This is a genomic window from Pseudoalteromonas sp. OFAV1, from assembly GCF_021532595.1.
Classification (GTDB): Bacteria; Pseudomonadota; Gammaproteobacteria; order Enterobacterales; family Alteromonadaceae; genus Pseudoalteromonas; species Pseudoalteromonas lipolytica_C.
In genome coordinates this window covers 25,845-44,170 of the sequence record NZ_JAKGBG010000019.1, presented here as the reverse complement: position 1 = coordinate 44,170, position 18,326 = coordinate 25,845, and the positions used below count along the sequence as shown (strand labels likewise).

The 18,326-nt window shown below is 35.9% G+C and carries 26 protein-coding genes; 2 read left to right on the top strand and 24 right to left on the bottom strand.

Annotated features, from left to right (window positions below; translation table 11 throughout):
• Positions 1-86 precede the first annotated feature (86 nt).
• The 18 genes from nrdA to L1267_RS12320 all read right to left on the bottom strand — a co-directional run bounded on the left by nrdA (position 87) and on the right by L1267_RS12320 (position 12,490).
• The gene (gene nrdA / locus L1267_RS12405; RefSeq protein WP_235383044.1) at positions 87-2,363 is read right to left on the bottom strand and encodes a class 1a ribonucleoside-diphosphate reductase subunit alpha; all 2,277 of its coding nucleotides are present in this window, start codon (positions 2,361-2,363) and stop codon (positions 87-89) included.
• 232 nt (positions 2,364-2,595) lie between these two features.
• Positions 2,596-3,249, bottom strand: a complete 654-nt coding sequence (locus tag L1267_RS12400) for a GNAT family N-acetyltransferase (protein ID WP_235383043.1) — start codon at positions 3,247-3,249, stop codon at positions 2,596-2,598.
• Between the two features lie 547 nt (positions 3,250-3,796).
• Positions 3,797-4,054: a hypothetical protein gene (locus L1267_RS12395; protein ID WP_235383042.1), complete on the bottom strand. Its 258-nt coding sequence runs from the start codon at positions 4,052-4,054 to the stop codon at positions 3,797-3,799.
• A gap of 242 nt (positions 4,055-4,296) precedes the next feature.
• Positions 4,297-4,773, bottom strand: a complete 477-nt coding sequence (locus tag L1267_RS12390; RefSeq protein WP_235383041.1) for a hypothetical protein — start codon at positions 4,771-4,773, stop codon at positions 4,297-4,299.
• 181 nt (positions 4,774-4,954) lie between these two features.
• Positions 4,955-5,344, bottom strand: coding sequence for a hypothetical protein (locus tag L1267_RS12385; RefSeq protein WP_235383040.1), 390 nt, complete (start codon positions 5,342-5,344; stop codon positions 4,955-4,957).
• 134 nt (positions 5,345-5,478) lie between these two features.
• A complete protein-coding gene (locus L1267_RS12380; RefSeq protein ID WP_235383039.1) occupies positions 5,479-6,117 on the bottom strand; it encodes a hypothetical protein in 639 nt (212 codons plus the stop codon).
• Between the two features lie 181 nt (positions 6,118-6,298).
• Positions 6,299-6,493 (bottom strand): hypothetical protein, encoded by a 195-nt coding sequence (locus L1267_RS12375; protein ID WP_235383038.1) that lies wholly within the window; start codon positions 6,491-6,493, stop codon positions 6,299-6,301.
• Positions 6,494-6,598: 105 nt separating this feature from the next.
• The gene (locus tag L1267_RS12370) at positions 6,599-6,961 is read right to left on the bottom strand and encodes a hypothetical protein (RefSeq protein WP_235383037.1); all 363 of its coding nucleotides are present in this window, start codon (positions 6,959-6,961) and stop codon (positions 6,599-6,601) included.
• Positions 6,962-7,250: 289 nt separating this feature from the next.
• Positions 7,251-7,619: a hypothetical protein gene (locus L1267_RS12365; protein WP_235383036.1), complete on the bottom strand. Its 369-nt coding sequence runs from the start codon at positions 7,617-7,619 to the stop codon at positions 7,251-7,253.
• Between the two features lie 240 nt (positions 7,620-7,859).
• Positions 7,860-8,597, bottom strand: coding sequence for a hypothetical protein (locus tag L1267_RS12360; protein ID WP_235383035.1), 738 nt, complete (start codon positions 8,595-8,597; stop codon positions 7,860-7,862).
• Between the two features lie 74 nt (positions 8,598-8,671).
• On the bottom strand, positions 8,672-9,082 hold the full coding sequence (locus L1267_RS12355; protein ID WP_235383034.1) for a hypothetical protein: 411 nt from the start codon (positions 9,080-9,082) through the stop codon (positions 8,672-8,674).
• Positions 9,083-9,145: 63 nt separating this feature from the next.
• Positions 9,146-9,508, bottom strand: coding sequence for a hypothetical protein (locus L1267_RS12350; protein ID WP_235383033.1), 363 nt, complete (start codon positions 9,506-9,508; stop codon positions 9,146-9,148).
• A 179-nt stretch (positions 9,509-9,687) separates the two neighbouring features.
• The gene (locus tag L1267_RS12345) at positions 9,688-9,894 is read right to left on the bottom strand and encodes a hypothetical protein (RefSeq protein ID WP_235383032.1); all 207 of its coding nucleotides are present in this window, start codon (positions 9,892-9,894) and stop codon (positions 9,688-9,690) included.
• A gap of 86 nt (positions 9,895-9,980) precedes the next feature.
• Positions 9,981-10,595, bottom strand: a complete 615-nt coding sequence (locus L1267_RS12340; RefSeq protein WP_235383031.1) for a BspA family leucine-rich repeat surface protein — start codon at positions 10,593-10,595, stop codon at positions 9,981-9,983.
• Between the two features lie 79 nt (positions 10,596-10,674).
• Positions 10,675-11,112 carry a hypothetical protein gene (locus L1267_RS12335; RefSeq protein ID WP_235383030.1) on the bottom strand — a complete coding sequence of 146 codons (438 nt, stop codon included), beginning with the start codon at positions 11,110-11,112 and terminating at the stop codon, positions 10,675-10,677.
• A gap of 58 nt (positions 11,113-11,170) precedes the next feature.
• Positions 11,171-11,482: a hypothetical protein gene (locus tag L1267_RS12330; RefSeq protein WP_235383029.1), complete on the bottom strand. Its 312-nt coding sequence runs from the start codon at positions 11,480-11,482 to the stop codon at positions 11,171-11,173.
• Between the two features lie 137 nt (positions 11,483-11,619).
• Complete coding sequence (locus L1267_RS12325; RefSeq protein WP_235383028.1) at positions 11,620-12,066, bottom strand: hypothetical protein; 447 nt, start codon at positions 12,064-12,066, stop codon at positions 11,620-11,622.
• Between the two features lie 223 nt (positions 12,067-12,289).
• Entirely contained in the window at positions 12,290-12,490 is a 201-nt protein-coding gene (locus L1267_RS12320) for a hypothetical protein (protein ID WP_235383027.1), read from the bottom strand.
• 172 nt (positions 12,491-12,662) lie between these two features.
• Between L1267_RS12320 and L1267_RS12315 the strand changes: the two genes are divergently transcribed.
• Both L1267_RS12315 and L1267_RS12310 read left to right on the top strand, forming a co-directional pair.
• Positions 12,663-13,436 (top strand): BspA family leucine-rich repeat surface protein, encoded by a 774-nt coding sequence (locus L1267_RS12315; RefSeq protein ID WP_235383026.1) that lies wholly within the window; start codon positions 12,663-12,665, stop codon positions 13,434-13,436.
• Between the two features lie 61 nt (positions 13,437-13,497).
• Positions 13,498-14,271, top strand: a complete 774-nt coding sequence (locus L1267_RS12310) for a BspA family leucine-rich repeat surface protein (protein ID WP_235383025.1) — start codon at positions 13,498-13,500, stop codon at positions 14,269-14,271.
• 71 nt (positions 14,272-14,342) lie between these two features.
• Here the strand turns inward: L1267_RS12310 and L1267_RS12305 are convergent, their stop codons facing one another.
• The 6 genes from L1267_RS12305 to L1267_RS12280 form a co-directional block, all read right to left on the bottom strand.
• Positions 14,343-14,975 (bottom strand): hypothetical protein, encoded by a 633-nt coding sequence (locus L1267_RS12305; protein WP_235383024.1) that lies wholly within the window; start codon positions 14,973-14,975, stop codon positions 14,343-14,345.
• A 126-nt stretch (positions 14,976-15,101) separates the two neighbouring features.
• Complete coding sequence (locus tag L1267_RS12300) at positions 15,102-15,881, bottom strand: BspA family leucine-rich repeat surface protein (RefSeq protein WP_235383023.1); 780 nt, start codon at positions 15,879-15,881, stop codon at positions 15,102-15,104.
• A gap of 6 nt (positions 15,882-15,887) precedes the next feature.
• Positions 15,888-16,844, bottom strand: coding sequence for a BspA family leucine-rich repeat surface protein (locus tag L1267_RS12295; RefSeq protein ID WP_235383022.1), 957 nt, complete (start codon positions 16,842-16,844; stop codon positions 15,888-15,890).
• Positions 16,845-16,857: 13 nt separating this feature from the next.
• Positions 16,858-17,469, bottom strand: coding sequence for a BspA family leucine-rich repeat surface protein (locus tag L1267_RS12290; RefSeq protein WP_235383021.1), 612 nt, complete (start codon positions 17,467-17,469; stop codon positions 16,858-16,860).
• Positions 17,470-17,561: 92 nt separating this feature from the next.
• The gene (locus L1267_RS12285; protein WP_235383020.1) at positions 17,562-17,759 is read right to left on the bottom strand and encodes a hypothetical protein; all 198 of its coding nucleotides are present in this window, start codon (positions 17,757-17,759) and stop codon (positions 17,562-17,564) included.
• 165 nt (positions 17,760-17,924) lie between these two features.
• Positions 17,925-18,287, bottom strand: coding sequence for a hypothetical protein (locus L1267_RS12280; RefSeq protein WP_235383019.1), 363 nt, complete (start codon positions 18,285-18,287; stop codon positions 17,925-17,927).
• Between the last annotated feature and the right edge of the window lie 39 nt (positions 18,288-18,326).

The window sequence follows — 18,326 nt, the reverse complement described above, 5'->3', positions numbered from 1 at the left end:
TTGTATTAAGACATTAAGTAAAAAAATAGCCAAACATAACGTTTGGCTATTCTGTTTAAAATTTATTTTTCGATAAGCAAAGAACCTTAAATTTTACATGCTCCTTGACATCCATCGTCGCTTTCTTCGACAACAGTTTCTGGAGTATCGACACCAGCACCATCTCGAGTGTTGTGGTAATAGAAGGTTTTAACTCCATGCTGGTAACCAAATATGAGATCTGAAATAATTAGCTTAAGCGGAACCTTATTAGACTCAAATTTAGAAGGGTCGTAATTAGTATTAGCTGATATCGTTTGGTCAACAAATTTTTGCATAATAGCAACAAGCGAAATGTAACCTTTATTGTCTGGGATATCCCATAATGTTTCATATTGGTGTCTAAGATTTTTAATATCTGGAACAACTTGTTTCAGGATTCCATCTTTACTTGCCTTAACAGATACTAGACCTCTTGGCGGCTCAATGCCATTGGTTGCATTAGAAATTTGTGATGAAGTTTCAGATGGCATTAAGGCTGATAGAGTTGAATTTCTCATGCCGTATTTAAGAATTTCTTCTCGTAACGTCTCCCAATCCAGTTTCAAATTATTACTAACTAATTCATCAACTTTCTTAGAATATGTATCAATTGGCAAGATGCCCTGTGAGTATGTGGTTTCGTTAAATAACTCACATGCACCTTTCTCTTTGGCAAGATTAACTGAAGCTTTCATTAAATAGAATTGAATAGCTTCAAAGATATCATGGGTTAGTTGATTTCCTGATCCATCTGAATATTTTAATCCATGTTTAGCTAGTTTATAAGCATAGTTAACAACACCGATACCTAGAGTTCTTCTTAATAAAGCTGCTTTTTCTGCTGCCTTAATAGGGTAACTTTGATAATCTAATAAGTTGTCGAGGGCGGTAACTGCTAGTTCGGATAATTCTTCAAACTCGTCAAGGCTCTCAATTGCGCCTAAGTTAAATGCTGATAGCGTACATAGTGCAATTTCACCATCTGTATCATCCACATTAGTGAGAGGCTTGCTTGGTAAAGCAATTTCTAAACAAAGATTACTTTGTTGAATTGGAGCAACTGAAGAAATGAAAGGGCTATGAATATTACAGTGATCTACATTTTGTAGATAGATACGACCAGTGCTAGCACGTTCTTGGGCAAATAGACTGAATAATTCGATTGCCTTAACCTGTTTTTTTCTAATGTTAGGATCGTTTTCGTATTTAATGTAAAGCTCTTCAAACTTTTCTTGATCACTAAAAAAGCTGTCATATAAGTTGGGTACATCTGAAGGGCTAAATAAAGTTATGCTCTGACCTTTGATTAATCTTTGGTACATGACTTTATTGAATTGAACTCCGTAATCAAGATGTCTAGCTCTATTTTCTTCAACACCTCTGTTATTTTTTAAAACAAGTAAGTTCTCTACTTCTAGGTGCCATAAAGGATAGAATAGTGTCGCAGCTCCCCCACGAACACCTCCTTGCGAGCATGATTTAACAGCTGTTTGAAAGTGTTTAATGAATGGAATAATGCCTGTATGCAGGGCTTCACCACCACGAATTTCACTACCTAGCGCTCTAATCTTACCTACATTTAAACCTATACCAGCACGTTGACTTACATATTTAACGATTGATGATGCTGATGCGTTAATGCTATCTAACGAGTCGTCAGTATTAATTAAGGTGCAAGAACTGAATTGTCTAGTCGGGGTGCGAACACCGGCCATTATTGGTGTAGGTAGTGAAATTTTAAATTTTGATGTAGCGTCATAAAAACGCTTTACGTAATCTAAACGTTTTACTTTGCATTTAGTTACAGAATAAAGGCAAGCAGAAACTAACATATATAAGAACTGGGCTGATTCGTAAATTTGACCAGTAACTCTGTTTTGTACTAAATACTTGCCTTCTAATTGTTTAACTGCGGCATAGCTAAAATTAAGGTCACGATCATGATTGATGTAATTACCTAATTCATTTAGTTCTGATTCAGAATAGTCTTCGAGGATATGTTTGTCATATTTGCCGCTTTCTACGAGCTTCTTGATGTGCGTATAGAAATCAGGCGGAGTGAACTCGCCAAATGCTTTTTTACGTAAGTGGAAAATAGCAAGTCGGGCAGCTAAGAACTGATAATCTGGCGATTCTACAGAGATTAGATCAGCCGCAGATTTGATAATTGTTTCATGAATGCCTGATGTTGTAATTCCATCAAAAAATTGAAGTTGTGCTTTTAGCTCGATTTGTGAAACTGATACGTTATCTAAGCCTTCTGCTGCCCAAGTTAAAACTCTATGAATCTTATCAAGATCCAAAGCTTCTTTTTTGCCGCTTCTTTTTGTAACTAATAACATAATAAACCTTACTTTATTTATAGAATGAATTAGAGATTTAAGTGTACCATAAATTAAAGAAATGTCTATATATGTATATTTCAGTAGCGACAAACACAATATATAGTATTAGTGATTCAAAGACGAGCGATTTTGATAGTTTGATTGTAGCTATAAGGCTGTTTGGAGCTTTATTTGAAATTTAAGCCAAAAAAAATGCCTTGTTAATACAGGCATTTTCAGTGCGTTCTGGTTAAAAAAATGATAATTCATCTTCTGTGTTGTTTTTTATTTTAATTATAGGTTTGGATAAGCTTAGTTTTTGTCTATTGAGTTCATTAATTATTACATCTCTACTATCAAGCTTTATTTCGGTTGCGATTGCGTCAGGTATTGGTTCATTTAAAAGTATGTGATTTAATCGTTTAACAGCTCTGAAAGGAGGAAATCCACCAGCCATAACTGCAATAGAAAAGCTTTCTCGAAACATTGGTGCTACTGTCTTCTCCGAACATACAAAAAAGCCATCATAACGACGACCAAGCTTTTGCATGCCTTTGTCGAATTGCGTAGCTAATTCGACAGATAATTTACGAGCTATGCCATTACCTCGGTATTCCTCTTTAGTAAATACAGAAAAATATCTATCTGAATACAACTCAAACTGTTCTGATTTGAGGTGACCACCTTGATTTTCAAATGGAGGTATTACGATCATGGCAAGAGCGACAGGTTTGTTGTCGATTAGTGCCATGCTGTACTGAATATCTCTATGGTATTCAGAAGATAAGAATTTTAGGCCCCGTTCGGATATTGTTTTATTTAGTCCGTCATCTCTATAAAGCTTATTTTGCAGAATTGTGTTAGCGAACTCTTGTATTGTAGTCTTGCCAGATTTTATTTCCATAACACTTCTTATTGTTCTTATTAAGTATGACTTATTGTAACATAAAAAGATAAAATTAAAAAGTAAATTTTTAATTATTATTTGATTTGACTAATGATAGGATTGTATGAATTTCTTGTTTTAGAGGCTTTTATTATGGTTTATATGTATATCTCATTTTTGTTCGTTCTATTTGCATTTTATGCTTTAGATAAGAAGTACAGTGATTCTCTATATGGAGAAAAGTTGGATTATACGTTTGCGGAGATTAAGGTCACTTTAGTAATCTTTATGGTTGCAGCGTGTAGTGTAATCTATAGCAATATAGAGCCAGACTTTACAGCGCTAATGGGATTTAAAGTGCTATTCCATTCGCTATTTGTGGTAAGAATTTGTGCCGGGATGCATATAGTTAAGAATCAGTTGGTACATGGCACAGTATTCAAGAATGGACTCAAGTTAATTATCAGAGAAGTAGGGTGCATACTACCAATTTTAGCATTGTTCTATTTGCTCTTTATCTGATTTTTGATAGGTGAGTCATGCATTGACTCACCTTTGTAAGTAATTATGCGCTGTAGTAACCGGCATCAGGTGAAAATCGTCTTAAAACCTGTGGGACAATAGAGTACCCGTTATCTTCAAGAAACTCATCATTAGCTAACTGTTCGTCCGAAAGAGATAGTAGGAACTCTTCGTCATTATCAGCGCAATAAGCCTCAAAGTCATCATTTGCTGTAGGTAGGACACTTAGTTCTAAAGAGTCCTCATTTAGGATCCAGTGAGCATTCATAACAGCTTCGTTAAAAGTTTCCAGATCGTTCATGTCAGTATTTAATTTCATATCCGTATCCCTTTGTTGTTTTAATTAATTATACCACCAGCAAAAATAATTGCAACAAAAAAAGATATAGATTTGATAGTATAATCTCTAATTGTTAGCTGTGCCGCAGTTATTATTGTTTGGTAAAATGTGCGCCGACATATTTATGATAGAGATTGGGAATAAGTATTATCAGACCTGCCAGAAAAGTTGGCCCAGTAATTGTTCGTCTGGGCCATTGACTATCAAATACTGATCTTAGAACAATTATTTTTTCGCTGAAGCAGTTCTTTAATTTCTTTAATACTGCCAGCAATATCTCTCATTTCACCAAGAGGCTTACCATTACGATACATATTGTTGATATCGAACGATAGTTGCTCAGCTTCTTTTATCTCAGGGTTATCAATTGTAGGGCCTATGAAATAATTGTCTTTAGCAAGCTCTGTAACGCGCTCTAGTAGGTTTTGGTATTTCGCGTGATAAACCTTATGCTCTAGAGCATATTTATCAGCAAGGCTTGTTAGACGATGTTTAATACGTCGAGTGTAGGCGACTTTAATACCTTGTTCTTTTGCCATCTTGATGATCAGCTTATAGTCAGACAAAAGTTCATCAGTACTGACTACTGGAATGTATGAATGATTAAACCAAGAAGTGCCTGCGCTAGTTAATACGATACACTCTGAATTTAGAATTTTGTTAGTGAAGTCGATTTTCATAATCTAATAACCTTAACTGTTTTTGTTGATATAATTGTAGCACGCAATTTATGTGCTGTAAATATTTGCATGCAACTAATTCTGTTTTAATTACAATTTACAGTGGAAAGTGCTTTATAGGTTTAGGTGGATTTTAGCGTCACTTGTTATGAAAATGACGCTATTAGGCTTGTTTGTTATATTAAGAAACGACTTTTTGTGGGTTGTTTGCAGCTTTTATTGCAAGCTCAAGCTCAGAAGCCTGAATGTATTTCGGGTGCATATTAAGATGCGAACTGTGATGTCTCGTACCGTAAAAGGCAATATGTTCCATTGTACATCCAATTAACTTAGCAGCCTCAGTAGCACTTTCAGTAGCCACTGCCACCAGCTCATTAAGATCTGAAGGTGGAGGACAAACAAAAACGTTGCCGCTATATTCTGTGTAAAGGTTATCTTTTATGGCTTCATTTTGAACTTCTTCAAGTTGAGAGTCTGTTAGCTTTGAAAGTGCTCGCTTAATTATCGCGATTTCTTGGCGAGGCAGTTTATCTGAAATTGAAGAAAGTAATTTTGATTTTAAGTTATCCATATATCCGACCTTAAGTAGTTGTTAGTTGTTTTATTAACTTGTAATAATTATACCAAAGGTATTTGTTGGAATCAATAATTAAGCACAAAAAAGATAAACCTTTTTATGTAAAGGCTTATCTTTTGTAAGGGAGCTTAAAACTCTAACGTTTCGGTGTCATAGAATTTGTTAGCAAAGGTTAATGGCATTACAACGAGGGGTCCATAAATATCTTCACCGATACCCTCTATGATGTCTTTTAGTTCGCCACTGAGTTCGGCGGTGTTTTTACTAAGGGTTGTCTTAACATCGTCTTCATCTTCGTAGATAGAATTAACAGAATTAAGGCATGTTTCTAGAGTATTAAAGAAAGCTACCATCTGTCTATCGTCTTCATCGACATATCCGATCATAATTTCACCAACGATAGCATCAAGTTGGTTTGTAGTGCCATTGTTCACTATTTCAGCTCGCAGAGCATCATTCCAAGCATTTTGGTAGTTAATGTGATTATTGACATCAATACCATTAAAATCAATGCCTGTAACTACATTAGAGTTGTTGTCATATACTCGGATCTCACATAACTCATCAAACATACACATAAGGTCTGATGTTTTTTCGTCTAATTCGTCTTTGGTTTCTGCTTCTACGATAAAGATGTAGTTACCATCCATAGAATCGTAAGTGCCGAACTTAGCTAAGTTGGTTACAGCAATATCAAAGTAATCTTGCTGTTCGTCGGAAACAAGTTCAATTTTATTTGTGAAGAATGGTGTAATAGAGATATTCATAGTGCCGACCTTAATGTAGTTGTTAGTTGTTTTTTAAACTGTGTAAAGTATAACAGAAATAACGGTAAGATCAATAATTAATGCAATAAAAAGATATTATTTGTCTGTACTTATAATGGTTTGGTAGGTTGTTAAAATAGATAGGTAAAAGGCCCTACAAGAGAGTAAGGCCTAAAGTGGTTTACTGAGGTAACTTAGGGAAATAATGTTCAGCAGATCCATTTAGAGTGATATCTACACATAACTGTTTGATTTCTTCGAGTGTGTAATTGTCTGCAATGTACTGTTGCGCTGATAGTAATGTGTTAAATGTGTCGATAGAGGTTTCATTCTCCATACCGGCATGCTCAAGAACTTCGTATTTATCTGTACTCATAACGGATATCCCTTACTAGGTATTGTATTGATTTTATGAAAAAGATAAAAATATAATGACTAATATATTTTTTATGCGCCATTGTGTGAATGGCGCATTAAAGTCTTACAGTTTAGATGAAGCGAAGCTTAACTCCCCGCGAAGTGCGCTGAGTCTGCTCATTTCCTTTGTAAAGATCTCCTTAACGTGCTGCTTAAGTGCCGCTTTAGCTTCGTCAAGAGTGCATAAACGTTCTACATAGATAAAGGTATGCCACTCACCATCAGGGTTTACCGCAGGTTGCTGAATCGTGTCTTTCGCAAAGGTTCGAGTGTTTTGGGTTTTGCTTAGCGTTAATACTTCGCTATCAGTAATTTCCTGCACTTCGTATGAACGGCCTTTTCGTAATGTTTCCATAAACAGGCTAGGGTTCTCTAATGAAACTTTACCTGTCACAATTACTAATACATCGCCTTGAACTAATTCCATAATCTTACCTTTATATTGTTTTCAAATTATGTATCTATTATAAGAAAAAACTGCACTTAAGTAAAGAGTTTATGCAAAAAAAAGATAAATAATTTAAAAGCGCCACCCTAAGGCGGCGCCAAGGTCGGATGTCTAAATTGTTATTAGGCTCAGTAATGGCCTGCATGGACCTTAAAAAAGCGCCACCCTGAGGCGGCGCCAAGGTCGGATGTCTAAATTGTTATTAGGCTCAGTAATGGCCTGCATGGACCTTAAAAAAGCGCCACCCTGAGGCGGCGCCAAGGTCGGATTAAAGTTTTTCGATGTCAGCTAAAAGTACATTTAGTGCAATAAGTGCAGCTGAGTCTACGATAGAGGTATTTATGCTGCATTTACCTGAGATTGCACGTTTGATGTCTGGAATAGTATTTGTCTCAATCCAAGCTCGAAAGTCTGCATCAGAAATTTTGCTGAAATCATCCGTCTCGAAATACTCGGCAGAGAAGCCTAAGTGAGCAACACGAGTTTCAAGTTTAGCCGCTTCAAGCATATCAGTCAGTGTGAATGAGCTACAAATAGGGCCAGTTTCAACTTTTTTTGCAAGTGATTGGCGAATATCTGCTTCACTCTTAATAGTGTTTAATGTTAGTTCTTTGAATTTGTTTTTGTAGCTTTTCATAATTCCGACCTTAAGTAGTTGTTAGTTGTTTTCTTAACTTGTGATTAGTATAGCAAGCTGAATTTATATTGCAATAGTTTTTACAAAAAAAGATAAAATTATTTAAAGTTTTTCCACCAGCATGTTTTTTAAATTTTAATGATAATAGTTTTAAATGTTCCTTGGGCCATTGGGGTAATTGAGCTGCTGTCAGTATCGAATAAAGAGTTTATTCGAATTCCCTTTGAATCAGTCAAAACATTATGGACTATTTGCTGCTTCGATTAAGTGCGTAGCTATTACTTTACCATGTGATTGGGCGAATTGTACTAGTTGTTTAAGTCGCTCAGTTGACTTATCTAGTTTGTAATTATGGCTATAAACTTTATTTCTTAAGTAAAATTTCCAGTATGTATTTAATTCGTCAATAGAGTCTGGATCCAAACCGTCTGGCATTGTTTCGTTGCTGATGTTTGTTATTTTGAATGAGTTGTTTTCTACCGCTAAAGTAATCTCGTTGCTTACAATAGATAACGTGATGGGCGCGTCATCGTACTCATCTGTAATGTAACTAATAAATTCATTAAGAGAGGCTTTCTTATGCATCTTGTTTTGAAATTCAAAGTACTGCTCTGAACTGATGCAAACTAACGTATCAGTTTTAATAGTGCTATCATCAAGGGGAATGATGGCCTCTAGTAAAGTTGAAGAGCAATTTGGATTATCTGAAATAGATTGATGTACTTTATGGATATTTACTACATGAGGGATATCGCTATTACTTCTCAATTCAAGAAACTCGTGAGGAAATTCTTTCATGATTTCGTTGTTTGATACGAGGGTGTAGTCGTAATCGTAGCGTTCAGTAAGTTTTTTCTTGAGCGTATCGATTGCATAATCTTTGATTGAGATTAGAGCCGGGAAATAGTATGTACAAGACAATTTGCCGTCTAAAGATGAATAAGCTTCAAATATCGCAATGTAATTTTTAGTGCTCATAAAATTGTACCGTTGTGTTTTTATGAGTCTAATTCTACACGAAAAAGATATAAAGTACAAGGTAGTTAAAGTAACTATAGCTCTTTATTGCAGGTGTATAGTGATTGAATCCCAATAAGAAGGTTATCGAAATTTGTATAGGTGTTCTCTATTGTGGGTTCAGTATTGTCGATGTCATTACAAGTTAGTGTGAAGTGGCCATTTTTACAGGCATTTAGAGTAATCGTTGTAATGCTGCTATTATCATCACTTTTAAGGAACCGCTGTAGAGCGCCGTGGACTCGGTGAGCTGAGTATAGGAGCTGAGTATGGAGGTTTAATGAACCTGACTTATCAATCCAACCAAGTCCGAGTGTAGTAGTGTAATCATCATTGTCATCATTGCGATTAAATATAATGGCCTTGTCGTCAGAACGGACAGATACTTTGTAATTACAGGCTTGTATCTCATTTAGCTCTTCTAAGTTATTAACTTTAGTGAACATACATTATACCTCTAGTTAATATCCACCAGCGATTTAGAGTACTGGTGGATAAAATGAGATTAATTAATCGTTATAGGTAAAGCACGATTTGCCAGTAACTTCAAAGCTAGGATCAAGTGTAAAGCCAGCAAAAACAAAGGTGTTTTTTACGCTCTCTAAGTCGCTATCGTTAATAAAGAACAGGATGGTGCCGTCATTTGTATCAGCTTGGTCTTTGATATCTAGTAGTAAATCAAAGAAAGTGTCAAGGTTGTCGCCTAATGTGTAATCAAGGATTACAGACATTTTGAAAAAGCCATAGCTTATAGGTAGTTCTGCAATAGGTGACAGAATACATTCGCCAATCTCTGAAAACTCAGTAGATGTTGTGTTTACTACAGAAATAGAAGATGAAAATTTTGAAATGCTGTGTGTATTGCTTAACATATTTGACCGACCTTATTATTGTTTAACTGTGTTTATTATATCAAAATGAGAGTTGTAATCAACAGTTGTTACACAAAAAAGATAAATTAAGTGGTTTAAATATAGGGTTTGTTAAGACTGGTATCTGTAGGATTACGCGACATTGCTATATGAACTCACAATATCGCGTATATGATGAATTAGCTGTTTGATGGCTTATCTTTATCAGCCGCTTCAGTAATTTCTGATTTTAAGTTATCAGCTTTTTCAAAGAGATCTTGAAGCATCTTGCTGCCTGTAATGCCAAGTGCATGATGAATATTTACTTCACGACTTGCATATTGAGTGCAATAGCGCTGTAGTTTCTCAATTTGCTCGATTAATTCTTTTTCTTTCTTGCTCGCCATAATGTAATCCTTGTGACCTTGTTTTGTTGTAATTAGTGTAACCTAATCTGCCAGCTATTACAACACAAAAAAGATAAAAACGTGTATTAATTAAACGCAGGCAATTGTTCGTTTGTCATGCCAGTTTCTGTATAAAAATGTCTTGTTCCGGTTACGTTAGATACTTCCCAATGACTTAGATCTTGACTGAAGTCATAGGCTTTATAAAACATGTATTCCATTGTTGATACATTAGAGACATTCCATCCACCAATATTTTGGTTGAATTTATATGCGTGTCGAAACATAGAGTGCATCGATTGTACGTTAGATGTATCCCATTTACTTAGATCTTGATTGAATGAATCAGCATGATAAAACATCCAAGCCATGCTTGTTACTTGTGAGACGTCCCAATTACTTATATCTTGGTTGAATGTTGTTTGGCTGTTGAATAAGCTGTCCATGTTTGTGATATTGCTTGTGCATACATTTGTGACATCTTCACCTGTTGAGATCATGTTTCTGAGCTCTTCAATAGTTACGATAGGTTGTTCTGATGTGCATGTAGGGTGCTGGTTGTCGCTAGGGCTTTCTGGACTAGTAGCTGCGTTATTTAAGTTTGGTATCGATGTTGTGCTGTTAGTGAACCTAAGAGTGTTACTGGCGCTTGAACTGAATGCTAGGCATGCCAATACGGTAAGTGTAATTTTTTTAAACATAAAAAATCTCATGTATAGTGCTTCGTAGATAGAAACACTATACATGAGATAGCTGTTTTATTGAACTGTTATGAATAACTTATTGTGACGATAAATAAAGGTAGCTCTGTTTTGATAGGTTATCTAAGTTATTGAATAACTCTTGAAATTCATTCAGAAGGCCCAGTGCGTAGTCGGGGAAACCAGTGCGCTTAGAGATAAAGTCTTCAATTGCATTGTAAAAGCCCGAATCGATATCTGAAACTTTTACAAAGCATTTTATGCTACCTATCGAGTTTTCGGTTGTAATTGCTGTTGATAGTGAATTGCAGATAGCATTATTCACTTCGTAAGGAATATCAAGCTTAACAACGTGACAAAGTAAATGGCCATCTTCTTTGTCGTTTAGGGTGCTCCAAACAAAATCAGGGAGGCTAGACATTTCCTTAAAGAACTCAGACAGAATACCGTCTTTGGTGCCGTTGTAGTTATTTTGGTAGATGCTATGGCCATTAAGGAATAAAGAGATTGCATTCATAAGTGTTTACCTTATCTTGAAGGCGCTACTAGAGCGCCTATAATTGATTCTAGTGTGATTAATCTAAGATAGAGTAGTCAGACTTAGGGATGTTGATTGAGCCCCAACCTTGGCCAGTGAATGATGCACGTTCATTGTCATCAATTTCAACGGCAATATCTTTCTCGATCGAAGCGTACCAAGGGTTTTTCAGAACTGCGGCAATTTCTTCAGCCTTTGGAGTTGTCATTTTAAGCTCAAGTGCTCTGTCGCGAATTTTAGTTGCGACTTCAAGTGCTTTGTTTTCTGTGAAGTTGCCTGAAAACGGAACGATAAATACTTGTGCAGCAGCAACAAATTTAAGTGATTTTGTAATAGTGAAATTTTTCATAACCGACCTGACCTTATGTTTTGTTGATGTATAAATTGTAGCATTACAACAGGGCATTTGCAACAAATAAAGATAAAAAGAAGTAATTTAATAAAGTCCTATCCACCAGCCAATATGTGCTGGTGGATAGGGAATCGCTATTTAGGGAGAGCGTAGAAGTCATCACCATCACGCTTGTAGCCTTTCTTGAGCTTTAAGAACTCAATTTCTTCAGCATCTTCGGCGTGACATAGATAGGGTAGAGGGTAATCAAATCCAAGTTCTTTAGAGATTTCCTTTGAAAAGCTGTCGTGAAGTTCTTGTGTGTACGGATCTAAAGTTGTATCGCAGTGCTTAGCGATATTAACGACTGGGCTGGTGAAAATATGCTCGTGATCGTAATTGTCACTATCAAGATAAGAGCTTTCCATGAGTGTGCGGCTATCTTGATTGAAAGTCATCCAAGTAGACGTTGTATTGCCTACAAAATTACCATTGTCGAAAACAGATACGTCTAGAGAAAAATACATGTCATTTGAGTAGGGGTGACAATAAATTGATTTTTCAACGGTGGTGGTAATATTGCTTTTCGATTGGGTATTCATAGTAGAACTCTTTCTTGTTTTGATATGGTAATTATTGCATAAAAAAGATATTTAAACAAGAGGTAAAGTTTCTGATAGAGTTAATTTGGGTGGTATTTGTCTTTTAAATAAAAGAAAAAGCCTCAACGTGGAGGCCTTAGATTAACCTCTTCGACATTATGATTTTAGAGCTCAAAAAAAAGGCCATTACAAGTGTAATGGCCAAGTCGTTGGGACTTATGTTCTATAAGTTAGAGTTACTCATTTGCAACTGTAAAATATTCTGCTTCATGTGTTTTAGTTCGGACTGAATTAATTTAATGTCATCACTTGTAAGTTCTTCTTGCGCAAGTTTTTCTGAAATAAATTCAATACGGCCAAACTCTTTTGTAAGTGCTGCACGAGTATTATTTTTGTGTGTAGTAATTGCTTCTAAAATTGACATATCCGAACCTTAATGTTTGTTTCATTATGTGTATTATTACATAATGAAATAGTTAGCGCAATAAAAAGATAAAGCAATTTTAAGTAAATAATAAGAAGTTGCGACAGAATATGGACTACTTTACCATTAACTAAATTTTGAACAAAAATAGAAAATTTAATTAAGGTTTAGTATGAAAACTAAAATATCACTAGTAACAATCATTGCGGCGACAACCCTAAGTCTATCAGGGGCCGCTACGGCTAAAAATACAATGCGTTTTGGCGCGACTGTAGGGCCGGACCTTGCTTTGAATGCAAACGCAGCCGAGAACGGCTCAGGTAAGGTTGAGCAAGAACCTAATGTTTGTACGCCAGAGCAGCGCGTTGTTACACGTGCTGAATTAGATGTGCTTATCGCCAATAACGATCCGGCTATTAGTAATGTGTGTACCGCTGAAATTACAAATTTTACAGATTTGTTTAGAGGTAACATCGTTTTTAATCAAGATATTAGCGGATGGGATACGTCCAATGTGACTAATATGACGAATCTTTTTTGGGGTTCGACGTTTAATGGTGATATCTCGAACTGGGATACGTCCAATGTAGCTACTATGCAGTATATGTTTTATGATTCGACGTTTAATGGTGATATTTCGAACTGGGACACGTCTAACGTAACTAATATGGCTCATATGTTCCGCGACACTAGTTTTAATAGAGATATATCGAACTGGGATACGTCCAGTGTAACTACTATGGCTTATATGTTTTATGATTCAACGTTTAATAGAGATATTTCAAACTGGGATACGTCCAACGTAGTTTATATGAATTTTATGTTTTGGGGTTCGACGTTTAATGGAGATATTTCAAAATGGAATGTTAGAAATGTGAGATACTGGCCAGAATTTAATACAAATTCAGATCTATTACAGGAAAATATACCTTTAAAGTTTAGATAACTTAATAATTTTACTTGTTAAGCTCGGCTCTATTAATAGAAAGATTTCAAAAAGGTTTAGTATGAAAACTAAAATATCACTAGTAACAATCATTGCGGCGATAACTCTAAGTCTATCAGGGACCTCTACAGCTCAAAATGTAATGCGTTTTGGCGCGACTGTAGGGCCTGACCTTGCTTTAAATGCGAACGCAGCCGGGAACGGCTCTGATGAGGTTGAGCAAGAACCTAATGTTTGTACGCCAGAGCAGCGTATTGTTACACGTGCTGAATTAGATACACTTATCGCCAATAACGATCCGGCTATTAGCAATGTGTGTACTTCTCAAATTACAGATTTTACAGATTTGTTTAGAGGCAACATCGTTTTTAACCAAGATATTAGCGGATGGAATACATCTAACGTAACGGATATGTCATACGCTTTTTATGAATCTTCTTTTGATAATAATATATCGCAGTGGAATGTCTCAAATGTTTTAGATATGAAAGCTATGTTTATGAATTCAAAGTTCAATAAAGATATATCAGGGTGGGATACTTCCAGTTTAGAGAATATGAATTCTATTTTTTATGCATCTGATTTTGATGGAGATATATCAGGATGGGATACAGCTAATGTTATTAATATGACATGGGCATTTGCAAGATCTAAATATAGCGGTGAGTTGCACAGCTGGGATACAAGCAAGGTTACAAATATGTCGTGGATGTTTGCGTTCACAGAATACAATCGAGATATATCAGGATGGAATGTTGAAAAGGTTACTGAATGGAGTGAATTTAATAAGGATGCAAGTATAGCTATTGAATATATGCCTGAGAAATTCCGATAACTGATATCTATCAAATAAATGGCCTATAAGGCCATTTATAGAGAAATATTATGTAAGTTAGAAAAGATAAATTAAAACCAGCCTTTTTCCCACTTAATGTTAATTAGTTCAGAAATTGACATTGTATCTTTATCTTGCTCTACCGGTTCAATTGATAGTATCTCGACTTTACCAAACGGTTTTTTGCATAATTTGAAGCCAATATTTTTATCTTTAATTAACTCTTCAATATCAAGTAAACAAGTACGAATGGTATTAAGTATATGGTCAGTCGTATTGTCCGGTTTTACGCATGCCTTCCATAAATGTGAGACACAGCTTGCAAAATCATAGTACTCATAGACATCTTTGATAGAATGGCCATCGTCTGCCATTTCTGCACCAACCACAACACGATCTCCATCATTTGAAGTCTGCCCATAACTGGCAGTTGGAAACTGGTTATCCCAAAACATAGGGGTTGCCGATTTATCGTCAGGAGAAATAAAACGGAATCCGTCATGTTTTTTATCTTCAGGGTTTCCAAACTCATCAGGCACTTTATGATGTTCTACGCAAAGTAAATTCTTAATTTCTGGTTTATTGCTTACACCCTCATTTAACCAAGGTCTAAAGCTCTTAGCGGGAGAGGTCCTTCTTTTTTGTGAAATAGGATGAATAATAAATCGAATAAAAAGGTACTGCTTATTGATTTCGTAGCGCATGATATCGGACCTTATGAGTTTGTTGTTTGCTATGTATTAGTGGAATATGGTATCACAAGTAAGTTCAAAATTACAGCTAAAAATTATCTTTTTTTGCATTCTATTGTAATACATTAAGTGTGATAGCTATCGTGCAAGTTCTGTTAGTTGTATCCTGATTGGCATCATCTTAAGTTCTAATAAGGAACAAATGGCAAAGTCATTACATTTAATTAAGCTTGATGTATCCCATTGACTTATATCTTGATAAAAACTCGAACAGTTATAAAGCATTTCTGTCATATCAGTCACATTACCAGTATTCCATTTGCCGATGTCTTGGTTGAATTTTTCTGCATAAAATAACATATTGCTCATGTTTATTACTTGAGATGTATCCCAGTCGCTTATGTCTTGATTGAAGCGCCAACAATTTATAAACATCTCACTCATGTCGGTTACTTGGGATGTGTTCCATTGGCTGATGTCTTGATTGAAGTCAAAACATTCCTCAAACATATTTGACATGTTAACTATATTTGAAGTGTCCCACTGGCCTATGTCTTGATTGAATTGATAGCAATCTTCAAACATACTGCGCATATTAGTTACTTGGGAGGTATCCCATCCGCCGATATTTTGGTTGAACTGCCAACAATTTCTAAACATGTCGCTCATGTCGGTTACTTTGGAGGTGTCCCATCCGCTAATATCTTGATTGAAAGAAGAGTCGGCAAACATGCCAGCCATATTAGTAACGTTGGATGTGTCCCATTGACTAATGTCCTGATTGAATGAATCTGCGTAAAGGCATAAGTTACTCATGTCAGTGATTTCAGATGTGCAAACATTGGTTACATCTTCACCTCTTTGGATCATGTCTATAAGCTGTTCGCGGGTTACTTTAGGTTTGTTATTATTAGTCATATGAGATTATCGTTGCTTTTTAGGAGCATTGGCCATTAAACCACTAAGTTGTATTTTTAAGGGGACCATGTGCCGTTCTAGGCTAGAATTATAGGCGAACTGTTCGCTTTTAACTAGGTTTGAAGTGTCCCAGCCACTAATGTCTTGATTGAAGTTCCGGGCAAAGCTAAACATGCCAGTCATGTCAGTTACTCGAGAAGTGTCCCAGCCACTGATGTTCTGATTGAACTTAATCGAATTACAGAACATATCAGACATGTCAGTTACCTTGGATGTGTTCCAGTTGCTAATATCCTGATTGAATGAGGTGGCAAACATAAAAGCACTCTGCATTGTAGTGATATTGCCTGTGTCCCATCTGCTGAGGTTTTGATTAAAGTTGATGGCCGTTTCAAAAATGCCTTCAATGTTTTCGCAATTGGAGATGTTCCATGGACTGATATCTTGATTGAAAGCACGAGCTTCAGAGAACATGTAAGACATATTAGTGACTTTAGCAGTTTTCCATAGGCTTATATCTTGATTAAAAGAAGATGCAAATTGGAACATACCTCGCATGCTGGTTACGTTTGAAGTGTTCCATAGACTGATATCTTGATTGAACTTTATTGCGCCAAAAAACATAAGTGTCATATCGGTCACTTTAGATGTGTTCCATGAACAGATGTTCTGATTAAACTCACTGGCACCGTGGAACATACTTTTCATGTTTGTTACTTGGGAGGTATCCCAGTCACTAATATCTTGATTGAAACTACTTGCGCAAAAAAACATACTATCCATATTTGTTACTTGGGAGGTGTCCCAACCACTAATATCTTGATTAAAAGTTTCAAGTTGAAAGAATAAGCGACTCATATCTGTAATTTCAGATGTGCAAACATTGGTAACATCATCACCATCTTGGATCATGGCTATAAGTACTTCTCGGGTCACTTTTGGCTTTTTGTTTTTATGAGTCATACGAAATCCTTTTTTAAGTTAGACCTGTAAGTTGTATTTTAAAAGGCACCATGTTTCGGCTTAGGTTAGCGCCATGAGCGAAGTCGTTGCTCTGAATTAAGCTTGAGGTGTCCCAACCACTGATATTTTGATTGAAGCGCTTAGCATTGGCAAACATCCTGTCCATAGTGATTACATTAGATGTGTCCCATCCGCTGATGTCCTGATTAAATGAGCTGGCATGACAAAACATTGAGCTCATGTCCGTGACATTTGATGTGATCCAATTTGACAGGTTCTGGTTAAAATTAGTCGCCAAAAAAAACATATTATTCATTTTTTGGACAAGGCAAGTATCCCATTGTTCTAGGTTCTGGTTAAATTTAGAAGCATGATAAAACATCGAACTCATGTCGGTTACTTGAGAGGTGTTCCATTGGCTAATATCTTGGTTGAAAGCATTTGCATGGAAAAAGAGGCTAGCCATGTTTGTTACATTAGATGTATCCCATCCGCTAATATCTTGATTGAAAGTAAGGTTATTCATGAATAAGCGGCTCATATCTGTAATTTCAGATGTGCAAACATTGGTAACATCCTCATTTCTTTGGATCATCTTAACAAGCTGTTTGCGGGTTACTTTCATCTTTTTTCTAGTCATGAGTCGTTTAATAAACATGGCGATTACCTAAAAAATAAAAAAGGCCATTACATGCGCAATGGCCAAGTCGTTGGGACTTAAATTTTGTAGTGAATAGGTCGTTCGTATTTACCTTTTTCATCGCGGTAGATTACGATTTGGTGGGTTTTGCCATTAACCTCTGCTTGGTAACGGTATGTTTCGTTGTAACCAATATTTTCGCCTAGAGGGAATGTTTCTAAAAGTGACTCTGATTCAAGAGCTTCATTTAATGTGTTGAACCAATTAGTTTGCATATACCGACCTATAAAATACCTTTCATACTATAAGTTTAGTATAGCGCCAAAACCTCCTAATTGCAACATTAAAAGATAAAAACATTAAATTAATTATTGTTTGATGTGATGGGGTAAGCCATAAATAGAGAGTGGCTTACCATCTGTACAAGATACCTATAAGAACTAGTTAGGTTCGTCTCTACGGTGCGATTCCAGTTCTGCTGATTGCTTAAGCTCAGACAGGGTTAGGTAAAAGTTGTTATGATGATCTGACAACTCTAAAGGCAAGCCTGATTCAGCTAAATTTGTGAGCAAATCAATGACAGGCTGAATTTCGCCATCGTAGTATTTTTGAATGGCACCGATAAAATCACCACTTTTGAATGGATCAGCACTTTTGTTGTTTGTGTCATACGCATATAAAACCTCACCATCAGAGGTAAATACGAGATCACAATCTTTGTGTTTAAAGTCAAAGGCCGGAGATAGTTGGATCATGGTTAAGAGTTTAATAGGAGTAATGTCTTCGATAAAAGTAGATGCCATTGTTGTGATTCCTTTTGAAATTAATAGAAGTGTAACGCA

Coding starts and splice junctions, on each gene's coding strand:
- nrdA (WP_235383044.1), bottom strand. CDS start 2,363: ATGTTATTAGTTACAAAAAGAAGCGGCAAAAAAGAAGCTTTGGATCTT.
- L1267_RS12400 (WP_235383043.1), bottom strand. CDS start 3,249: ATGGAAATAAAATCTGGCAAGACTACAATACAAGAGTTCGCTAACACA.
- L1267_RS12395 (WP_235383042.1), bottom strand. CDS start 4,054: ATGAACGATCTGGAAACTTTTAACGAAGCTGTTATGAATGCTCACTGG.
- L1267_RS12390 (WP_235383041.1), bottom strand. CDS start 4,773: ATGAAAATCGACTTCACTAACAAAATTCTAAATTCAGAGTGTATCGTA.
- L1267_RS12385 (WP_235383040.1), bottom strand. CDS start 5,344: ATGGATAACTTAAAATCAAAATTACTTTCTTCAATTTCAGATAAACTG.
- L1267_RS12380 (WP_235383039.1), bottom strand. CDS start 6,117: ATGAATATCTCTATTACACCATTCTTCACAAATAAAATTGAACTTGTT.
- L1267_RS12375 (WP_235383038.1), bottom strand. CDS start 6,493: ATGAGTACAGATAAATACGAAGTTCTTGAGCATGCCGGTATGGAGAAT.
- L1267_RS12370 (WP_235383037.1), bottom strand. CDS start 6,961: ATGGAATTAGTTCAAGGCGATGTATTAGTAATTGTGACAGGTAAAGTT.
- L1267_RS12365 (WP_235383036.1), bottom strand. CDS start 7,619: ATGAAAAGCTACAAAAACAAATTCAAAGAACTAACATTAAACACTATT.
- L1267_RS12360 (WP_235383035.1), bottom strand. CDS start 8,597: ATGAGCACTAAAAATTACATTGCGATATTTGAAGCTTATTCATCTTTA.
- L1267_RS12355 (WP_235383034.1), bottom strand. CDS start 9,082: ATGTTCACTAAAGTTAATAACTTAGAAGAGCTAAATGAGATACAAGCC.
- L1267_RS12350 (WP_235383033.1), bottom strand. CDS start 9,508: ATGTTAAGCAATACACACAGCATTTCAAAATTTTCATCTTCTATTTCT.
- L1267_RS12345 (WP_235383032.1), bottom strand. CDS start 9,894: ATGGCGAGCAAGAAAGAAAAAGAATTAATCGAGCAAATTGAGAAACTA.
- L1267_RS12340 (WP_235383031.1), bottom strand. CDS start 10,595: ATGTTTAAAAAAATTACACTTACCGTATTGGCATGCCTAGCATTCAGT.
- L1267_RS12335 (WP_235383030.1), bottom strand. CDS start 11,112: ATGAATGCAATCTCTTTATTCCTTAATGGCCATAGCATCTACCAAAAT.
- L1267_RS12330 (WP_235383029.1), bottom strand. CDS start 11,482: ATGAAAAATTTCACTATTACAAAATCACTTAAATTTGTTGCTGCTGCA.
- L1267_RS12325 (WP_235383028.1), bottom strand. CDS start 12,066: ATGAATACCCAATCGAAAAGCAATATTACCACCACCGTTGAAAAATCA.
- L1267_RS12320 (WP_235383027.1), bottom strand. CDS start 12,490: ATGTCAATTTTAGAAGCAATTACTACACACAAAAATAATACTCGTGCA.
- L1267_RS12315 (WP_235383026.1), top strand. CDS start 12,663: ATGAAAACTAAAATATCACTAGTAACAATCATTGCGGCGACAACCCTA.
- L1267_RS12310 (WP_235383025.1), top strand. CDS start 13,498: ATGAAAACTAAAATATCACTAGTAACAATCATTGCGGCGATAACTCTA.
- L1267_RS12305 (WP_235383024.1), bottom strand. CDS start 14,975: ATGCGCTACGAAATCAATAAGCAGTACCTTTTTATTCGATTTATTATT.
- L1267_RS12300 (WP_235383023.1), bottom strand. CDS start 15,881: ATGACTAATAATAACAAACCTAAAGTAACCCGCGAACAGCTTATAGAC.
- L1267_RS12295 (WP_235383022.1), bottom strand. CDS start 16,844: ATGACTCATAAAAACAAAAAGCCAAAAGTGACCCGAGAAGTACTTATA.
- L1267_RS12290 (WP_235383021.1), bottom strand. CDS start 17,469: ATGAAAGTAACCCGCAAACAGCTTGTTAAGATGATCCAAAGAAATGAG.
- L1267_RS12285 (WP_235383020.1), bottom strand. CDS start 17,759: ATGCAAACTAATTGGTTCAACACATTAAATGAAGCTCTTGAATCAGAG.
- L1267_RS12280 (WP_235383019.1), bottom strand. CDS start 18,287: ATGGCATCTACTTTTATCGAAGACATTACTCCTATTAAACTCTTAACC.